Raw genomic sequence first — 215 nt, forward strand, 5'->3', positions numbered from 1 at the left:
CCGAAGGGGGACAAGCCACAAATAGGGTTACTTGGTTGAAAAGAAACATTCTCTTTTCACATATCTAGCTGTGAGTCCTCGTTGGCTACCTTCAAAGGAAACAACATCCCCCTCTCACATACTCCGCTATCGCGGACTTCCGTTCAAAGGGGGAATGTAGTGACGGTGTGAGGTTGTAGCACGACAAGCGGGGAAATTAGTAAATTAGGAAATGA

The organism is Capnocytophaga sp. oral taxon 380 str. F0488 (genome assembly GCF_000318255.2).
In the GTDB taxonomy this organism is placed as follows: domain Bacteria; phylum Bacteroidota; class Bacteroidia; order Flavobacteriales; family Flavobacteriaceae; genus Capnocytophaga; species Capnocytophaga ochracea.